At 54.1% G+C, this 7,881-nt stretch carries 10 protein-coding genes; 4 read left to right on the top strand and 6 right to left on the bottom strand.

Annotation, left to right across the window (positions count from 1 at the left end; all coding sequences use genetic code 11):
* The first annotated feature begins 411 nt into the window (after nucleotides 1-411).
* Entirely contained in the window at nucleotides 412-2,046 is a 1,635-nt protein-coding gene (locus ACRYA2_RS21050; protein ID WP_433632758.1) for a sodium/proline symporter, read from the top strand.
* A gap of 4 nt (nucleotides 2,047-2,050) precedes the next feature.
* Here ACRYA2_RS21050 and ACRYA2_RS21055 read toward each other — a convergent pair whose 3' ends face one another.
* The 5 genes from ACRYA2_RS21055 to ACRYA2_RS21075 all read right to left on the bottom strand — a co-directional run bounded on the left by ACRYA2_RS21055 (nucleotide 2,051) and on the right by ACRYA2_RS21075 (nucleotide 6,215).
* Complete coding sequence (locus tag ACRYA2_RS21055) at nucleotides 2,051-2,575, bottom strand: hypothetical protein (protein ID WP_433632733.1); 525 nt, start codon at nucleotides 2,573-2,575, stop codon at nucleotides 2,051-2,053.
* A gap of 23 nt (nucleotides 2,576-2,598) precedes the next feature.
* Nucleotides 2,599-3,801, bottom strand: a complete 1,203-nt coding sequence (locus ACRYA2_RS21060) for an NAD(P)/FAD-dependent oxidoreductase (protein ID WP_433632736.1) — start codon at nucleotides 3,799-3,801, stop codon at nucleotides 2,599-2,601.
* 702 nt (nucleotides 3,802-4,503) lie between these two features.
* Entirely contained in the window at nucleotides 4,504-4,695 is a 192-nt protein-coding gene (locus ACRYA2_RS21065) for a hypothetical protein (protein ID WP_433632739.1), read from the bottom strand.
* A gap of 309 nt (nucleotides 4,696-5,004) precedes the next feature.
* Complete coding sequence (locus ACRYA2_RS21070) at nucleotides 5,005-5,559, bottom strand: cysteine hydrolase family protein (RefSeq protein WP_433632742.1); 555 nt, start codon at nucleotides 5,557-5,559, stop codon at nucleotides 5,005-5,007.
* 182 nt (nucleotides 5,560-5,741) lie between these two features.
* The gene (locus ACRYA2_RS21075) at nucleotides 5,742-6,215 is read right to left on the bottom strand and encodes a hypothetical protein (protein WP_433632744.1); all 474 of its coding nucleotides are present in this window, start codon (nucleotides 6,213-6,215) and stop codon (nucleotides 5,742-5,744) included.
* A gap of 113 nt (nucleotides 6,216-6,328) precedes the next feature.
* On the opposite strand from ACRYA2_RS21075, the gene ACRYA2_RS21080 reads away from it, so the two are divergent.
* The 3 genes from ACRYA2_RS21080 (at nucleotide 6,329) to ACRYA2_RS21090 (ending at nucleotide 7,593) form a co-directional block, all read left to right on the top strand.
* Complete coding sequence (locus ACRYA2_RS21080) at nucleotides 6,329-6,805, top strand: VOC family protein (protein WP_433632746.1); 477 nt, start codon at nucleotides 6,329-6,331, stop codon at nucleotides 6,803-6,805.
* Between the two features lie 130 nt (nucleotides 6,806-6,935).
* Nucleotides 6,936-7,469, top strand: a complete 534-nt coding sequence (locus ACRYA2_RS21085; protein WP_433632749.1) for a type II toxin-antitoxin system death-on-curing family toxin — start codon at nucleotides 6,936-6,938, stop codon at nucleotides 7,467-7,469.
* On the top strand, nucleotides 7,459-7,593 hold the full coding sequence (locus tag ACRYA2_RS21090) for a hypothetical protein (RefSeq protein ID WP_433632751.1): 135 nt from the start codon (nucleotides 7,459-7,461) through the stop codon (nucleotides 7,591-7,593). Before ACRYA2_RS21085 ends, ACRYA2_RS21090 begins: the two co-directional genes overlap by 11 nt.
* 81 nt (nucleotides 7,594-7,674) lie before the next feature.
* On the opposite strand, the gene ACRYA2_RS21095 is transcribed toward ACRYA2_RS21090, so the two are convergent.
* A partial coding sequence (locus ACRYA2_RS21095) for a transcriptional regulator (protein WP_433632754.1) occupies nucleotides 7,675-7,881 on the bottom strand: 207 nt, incomplete at its 5' end.

Genomic DNA, 7,881 nt, shown 5'->3' on the forward strand with positions numbered 1-7,881 from the left:
TCTCGTTATATTCCTGCTAGGTTTTTCCAGCGAGTCCGGCCAACTTGCGATTCAATACTGACGCGAACATCTCGTCGTAGCGGACCAACCGATGAATCGACAGGTAGTCGGCGTAAGTAAGCGCGACGTCGTTCACTGAAATAGGTATAGGAACCTCGTCTCTTTCGCTCCTCTCTGGAAAGGATACCAGCTGTAACCGTTCCTCGTCCTTCACCTTGACCCTAACTTATTTGTTATCGTAGTGTTATCGATGGGCTATGTTAACATGGGCAAAGCTCCTCATGTTTTTCGGCGCAAACGTAGTGGTATGGCTCGGAACCGCGTTACTGTACGTTCATTATTTCCACGAATCAGACGAGACGATTCTTGGAAACGCACAAGGGACGACTCGCTCCGAGGACGGTGTTGACCGTGGTTAGCGCGATCATCTACGCGGAATTCATCATTTACCTTCTCGTACTCCTTGCGATTGGCGTCTATGGTGGCCGATTAACTGAAACGGCATCTGACTATCTGCTTGGTGGCCGGAAACTGAACGTCGTCACCGCTGCTCTTAGCGAACAAGCCAGTTTGTGGAGCGGCTGGTTGGTAGTCGGATTTCCTGCGCTGATATACGCGAACGGAGTATCGTCGCTCTGGTGGATGGTCTGGCAAATTCCATTAGGAATCGTCACCTGGGGACTTCTTGCGAAGCGAATTGGCCGCTACTCACGTCTTTTAGATTCACTGACTATTCCTGGATTTCTCTCGGCAAGACATAGTGATTCCCGCAACTTGATCCGACTGACAAGTACGCTTGTTATCGGCATTTTCATGACTGGCTACATAGCAGGCCAGCTGCTCGCTGGTGCCAGCGCAATCGCCGTTGGATTTGACCTCTCCTACGACCTCGGGTTTTTCATCGCTCTCAGTGTTGTCGTTGTCTATACCGTCATGGGTGGATTCACAGCATCGTCGTTCACGGACGTTCTCCAAGCTATCCTGATGACAGCGTTCGCAATTATCGTCCCCATCGCTGTGATACTCACAGTCGGTGGCCCGAATGAGCTTATGACGCAGTTCAACAATGCTGCAACCCCCGAGATGACTTCCTTCACTGGTGGACGGACACCATACGAATTCCTGATCTTCTCTACAATCGCCGTTATCGCTCTCGGCGGGCTCGGCCAGCCTCATGGTGTAATCCGCTACATGGGGATGGAACGACCGTCAAAAGCCGGCTTCTCGATGGTCGTCGCGATCGTCTTCATGCTTGTCGCCTTAATCGGTATTCCCGTAATTTCGCTGGGTGCCGTCGTCATGCTTCCTGGCATCGAGAATCAGGACTTAGTCGCGCCAATGATGATCCTCGAAACACTGCCACCGTGGCTTGCCGGGTTCCTTCTTGCAGGAAGCGTCGCTGCTATCATGAGCACAGCTGACTCGCAGCTATTAGTCGCGGGCAGTGCCTTTGGCGAAGACGTCTACAACGGTGTCGTCAACAACGACGCCAGCGATCGGGAAATCCTGATAGCAAACCGAGTGTCCGTTATTGCTCTTGGCGTTCTCGCCGGTGTCTGGGCATACACAACGCCTGGGTCAGTTCATACCACGATCCTGTTCGCGTGGGCTGGGCTTGGAGCAGGACTGGGTCCCGCCCTCCTCACATCCGTCTATTGGAAGAAAACTACTGGAGCCGGTGTCATCGCTGGAATGGTGACGGGTCTCGTCACAACCGTCGTCTGGAATCAGCTTTCCGGTGGTCCGTTTATGCTATTCGACGTTTACGAGCTGCTCCCTGCATTCACCCTCGCATTGCTAGCGATCATTCTTGTTAGCCTCTTCACCGGCCCGCCAAAACGCCGTGAAGGAGTCATTGAAGACGAGCTCAACGAAATCGCGAAACCACTACAGGAGGAAATTCATCTCGCTCGAGGCCGCCAAGCTTCATCTGAGTCGGTCTCGTCGACGATGGACACAGAGACGTTAGTTGCTGCAACAGACGAAGAAATCGCGTCAACCTACCTTTCAAAGACTAAGTTAGCTGATCTTTCCACTGTCGAGTAGTTTCTCAGTTCACTGAAGAGACATTGCTTTCTTCTGTGACTTCGTCTACCTGGACGTCACGAGCAGTGACTTCCCCCGTTATTGTGTCAACTAGCGTCACGCTGGTTGATGCCAAGGAGGGAACAAGCCAGAATAACTTGAACGCTTGATTGTCCTGGCTAATACTGATCTCAGGGGTGCTGAATGTTTTATACCAGCTATTGACTCGTCGACGGACTTGCGCGTGGGCTTTATCTGCTGCTGTTGCTCTATCTACCCGGGGATTCAGGAGGGATTCCTGTGAGAAAGATCGAGACTCCAACGTTGGATACACGTCGTTTTTCATTGTTGTCCCAGTCAAAAGATCGACTGTAACAGACATTGTCGTCTCCCGATTTTCGAGCACCTTGCGATCGATCTCAACGTGGAACTCAAACAGGTGTTTCGGGAATCCAAGAACCCGAACTGACTCGTTGTCCGCTGCAAACTCGTTGTCTTCAAGAGCTTGATCGACAGCATAGTTCGGTTCGATAACAGGAACGTCTGTCATAGCTCTCTGTTCACCTGAATCGCTTAGATATCGTCAGCAGTTCTGCCATGCCCGTAATCAGATTCTTCAAACCGATCAAGAGAGAAGAAACCTGCATCCACCATGTCCGTCGTCCCCTCCACCACGAGGTCAGTCATGATCCTACCGACTGCAGGCCCATGCTTGAACCCATGGCCTGAAAACCCACAGGCAAAATAGCATCCCTCTGGCCCTGCCTGATCAAGAATAAAGTCATGATCCGGAGTCGAAGAATATACGCCACAGTACTGTCCACGTAGCCCAGCATCGCCTAATGTTGGAATCATGCCGGAAAGATGCTCCGTCAACTCAAGAATCATCTCCTCATCTGGATTGTTATCATAGCGATCCGGGTTCACCTCTTCGTCTGTATGATGAGTGGCAACCAGGATACCATCTCCAAAGTCCGGACGAATATACCAATCACCACCCGGTTGCGCCGTCGTCGGCAACAATGACGGATACTCATCTTTGTACCCCTCCGGCGGCTCAAGAATCAAGACCTGCTCACGCGTCGTCGTAATCGGAATATCAACGCCCACCTTCTCCGCTAGCCTCGGTGTCCACGGCCCCGCAGCAACGACAACAGTCTCACAGTCGACATTCCCAGCCTCGGTCTTCACACCAACCACAGAATCCTCTTCAACAATAAGCGTCTCAGCGCCGACTCCTGTTACTACTGTCGCGCCATTCTGTTGTGCTGCTCTAGCGAAGCCATTGGCAGCATCAGCCCCATCAGAGAAGCCTGCTGTATCGTCCGAAATCCCGAAGTCGAAGGACTCAACGTCCTCAATCATCGGATACTGGTCCGATAGTTCATCACTCTCGAATCTAGTGGTCGGAATATCGAGAGACCGAAGCGTATCGTAGCCTGCCTCGGCATACTCGCCTGGCTCTGTCTGTTCTTGTCCAAATCGCACTAGCGGATTATCGACATGAGCAATCACCTCTCCTGTTTCTTCCTCGAAATCCCGGTAGAACTGGTGGCTCCACCACGCCATCTTACTGTAGATTGCTTGGTCGCCGTAGTGATGGCGTAGAATAGCCGACGAATTACCTGTCGACCCAGTCGCAATCCCATCTTTTTCTATGAGTGTCACATCAAGATCCGTCTGGGCCGACAAAAAGAATGCCGTACTTGCTCCCATTATTCCGCCTCCAATAACGACCACATCAGAAGCGTTTGGTAGAGTTACTCTATCAGGCATACCACCACCATCGCATAGCTATTTCATTAATCCTTGGATGATGGTAAGATCCCTCCCGGCGAACAATACAACCACGAAGGGTGATCTCGTCGTCCAACTCACGCCGACACCACCCCTCGGGGCGGGGGTGGAACTCCCCGCTGACCATGCTCGTCTGCGGTAACACCGGTTGAAACCACATACTGATTTCTATGTATATAAATTTAATATAACTGTCTATACGAGCAACCTTTATACGGCTCGTGACTCTAGATGTCCGTACGACAGCCGTTGGAGTGAGGGACGACTAGAGGGAGTCCGGAACGGCACTCTCTGTCCGCTTTGCGTGTGGTTTCTCGTTCTGCGTGCAATCGACGACTAGCTGGCGTAAGCGTCTCGTGTTGTTTCCACCGGCCCCATGGATGGTTGCAGAGTGTGGACGAGAACAACTGCGGTGATTGTGATATCACTCGCGACCGGGGGTGTCTTGGGGTGGTGAGCGTCGGTTTCACTGGACACTCGGTGTCTAAACCGTGGCGACACTCAGCGAGTGATATCACTCTCATTGGTCGCCCGTCAGGTACTGTGTCCTGTGGTGGTCCATCGTGTTGTACAACAGTGCTGGTCGCGATTCGAAGCTCGCAACCGTTAGCAGTACCGTCACAGCGATGGCTATCGGTCACGGCTCACCATCTATCTGCGTTGATCGCAGTATCGTGGCTCTTAAACGATGACCAGTTGCGCAAGCACGATTACTGTCAGGGCGAGACAGAGGACCGCTATCGTGTATACGAACGGCCCGTAGGTTGCTGGGTTGTCTTCTTCTACCGCTGGCCGACGGAGCCGCTCAAGACCAGTTCCAAGAAACGGCAGCGCAACGCCAACCCGCACAAAACTCACGATGTCGAGTTGCACGTGATAGACGAACAGCGACTGCACTAGCAAGAGCACGCCACTATACACGAAACACAGCGTCACAAACCGTGCTGGACGCATCTCGACCGTAGTACTCTTCCGACTGATATGTGGCTGCCGGTGCCGGAGCAGTGTAGAGAGTCGCTTCCGGCAAGCTGATGGGCCGCATGGGCGAGCACCGTTGCTACTGGGTGTGGACACGGCTGGTGGCTGTCGGCGATGGCGGTGATGTCTGTGTCGTCACGGCGATCGACGGTGGCGGTGGTTCCGTCTGCCTGGTGATTTGCCCTGGCCCCACTGCTGGAAACGCTATGTCGCTCTGTTCTCCCATTCGTCGCTGATATCGGCAGCGGACGATATTTCGGCATTGTAGACGTCTGTGAGGTATTCAAGTCCGCGTTCGTGATCGTCTTCCGAGAATGCGTCCACACAATCTTCGGGGACTACGATATCGTAGCCATGAAAGAACGCGCTAGCGGACGTATGGCGGACGCACATGTTTGTATGTAGGCCTGTCACAATAATCCGGTCAACGCCTAGGCTACGTAGGTGGTGGTCGAGTCCCGTCTCGTGGAATCCGTCGTAAAACCGTTTTGCGAACACGTCGTCTACTTCAGTCGGTGTTAGATCTGGAATCACGTCTGCTCCTTCTGTTCCCTGCATCGCATGTTCACCCCATACTTCGAGTTCGAGATCTTCCGGCCGGTGGGCATCGTTGACGTAGATGACGCGAATCCCATGCTCACGGGCTGCCGGAAGTAATTCGTCTCGAAGGGACGGGATGATTCGTTGCGCACGTTCGGCGGCGATCGTTCCCGTCACGAAGTCATTCACCATATCCAGTACAATCACTGCGTCACGCATAGAAAGGAGTACGAGGCCAATAAATATGAACTAGCTGAAAAATATACTAGCGCACTGACGATGCCGCACCCACTCCGCGAATTGGACTCGTATATTCTCATTGCTCATCAATGATGCCGCGTCACGTAGGCGAGCGCTGCCGCTACTGGCGCAGGGACGACCATCGCTGGCGTGGCTGGCTGCTATTCGTTCGTGATGACGGCCACGTACTCGTCGTCAAGCCGGTTAATGAGGTCGGCCGTCACATCCGCCGGCAGCTTGTCGACTGCTTCAAGGGCGTCGTGGAGGTCGGCATGCAGCGCATCGAACGCCGTTGTGTCCTCATTGTTGGCTTGGTCGAGTTCGTCGTCGCCACGCCGGAGTTCGGTGACGTAGGTGCGGCCGGCGTGCTTTGCCCGGGCGATGTCTTCGAGCCACCGGACGAGATCGCGGTACCAGTCGTCTCGTAGTTCATCGTCCGAAGCGTTTGTGTCGTCGCTGGCTGGCTTCCAGGCATCGAAGTTGGTGATAGTGTCGGCACGCTCGGCGACAGACTGTGCCGTGTCTAACGCCCAGGCGGCCGGCGAATACTCGCGGGAACATGAACTCGAGGCTGGAGAGAATGTCGTTGATCGTGATGACGAATATCTCATCAGTAAGAAGTGGCTAGTTGACACCGCTCAAAGTATCGGCTTCGACATGGTGCTCGCAGAGCCAGTAAATGCAATCGGCGACGGAATTGTCCTCCTCCGCAAGTAATCTATGTACTCCGTCGTCTGAATTTCGTACTATGGCTGACGACCATCCGTTGACCGCGCAAAACGTCCATCACGTTGGCATCACCGTCCCTGATCTCGACGATGCAGTCGAGTTTTTCGTTGATGCTATCGGCTGTGACGAACTCTATCGGAAAGGCCCATTCGGTGATTCTGAGGGGCGTACCATGGAACGACGGCTCGACGTGCATCCCGATGCGACCGCCTCACTTGCAATGCTGCGCTGCGGCCCGACAATGAATCTCGAGCTATTCGAGTGGGACGCCCCCGATCAAGACGAAACAGCACCGGACAACTCCGATGTTGGCGCGACGCATCTCGCTCTCCAGGTCGACGATATCGACACGGCGACAGACGGGTTGGCCAGCCGTGACGACGTCACGATGCTGGACGAGCCCCAGACAAACGAGGACGGGCCGACAGCGGGCTTGACCTATGTGTATTGTCGCGTGGAGTGGGGGCCTCTATCTCGAACTCCTCGAAACACCTGAAGAAATGCCGTACGCTGACGACACTGACGAACACCTGTACGGGCCCGCGCCCTCTTGGTCACACCGCCCCGAGCACTCGGACTGATAAAATCAGCACCATTTAGACGTCTTCGAGTGCTTGACTCTGGTAATGAGCGGTCCAGACGAGGAATTCGAGTATCTCGCTGTCGCTGACATCCTCACGATTCACGAGGTCATTGTCGAAACGAATGCCGAGACAGAACCCGGTGTTTCGGCAGCCGGAGACGTTGAGTATGCTGTCGAGTATGTCTGCGAAGGCCACTTCGACCAGAAACCAGAGACGCTCCACGAGAAAGCGTTCCAGCTGATGCGACTTCTCGTCGCGAACCATCCGTTCGTCGACGGCAACAAACGGACCGCACTTGCGTCCGCGGTCTCATTTTACGCGTTGAACGGCTATGACCTGGACTACGGCCCGGAAATCAAAGACATCCTCAAACGACTTGCCACAGACGAGACCGCCGTCGCAGAATCAGACGTTCTCAAGTACCTCAGGGAAACGACGACAGAGCTTCCCGATGAATATGACGCGACGTACCAGCTATGGCTTGACCGCATCGGCAGCGGGCTCTCCAAGTCTGAGAACAGCGAGCAGAACGATTATGAGCGTAGCGAGCCAACAGAGAACAACAATGGCAACTGACGATTCCCCCGAGGCGGCTGCTGACCTCTCCCCGGAGGAGGCTCGACAGCAGCTCATCCGCCTTATCACGCGTCAGGACATCGACGAGCACAGCGAGATATACGACGATCTGGCCCGCGAATAGCAACCTTCTCACGCCGGCTCTGTCAAAATCTTCGATATTCGTCCCGTTTCAGTATTGTTTACTGCTGATTCTAGCCAAGGCTCACGTATCGGTCGTTTCCCACAGTAGTGACCCACCAATTTTGCGGCCTGTAACGCGGTCTTCATTTTCGAGGCGTTTCAGACGTCGGTAGGCGGTCGGCTGTTTGTAGTCGAACGCATCCGCGACGTCGACCGTTCCCGCGCCGTTCTGATTATCGAGGAAGGCGAGAATTTCGTCGTCGGAGACGCTTTCGGTGTATTGGCCACT

This window comes from Halomicrococcus pelagicus, assembly GCF_050954125.1.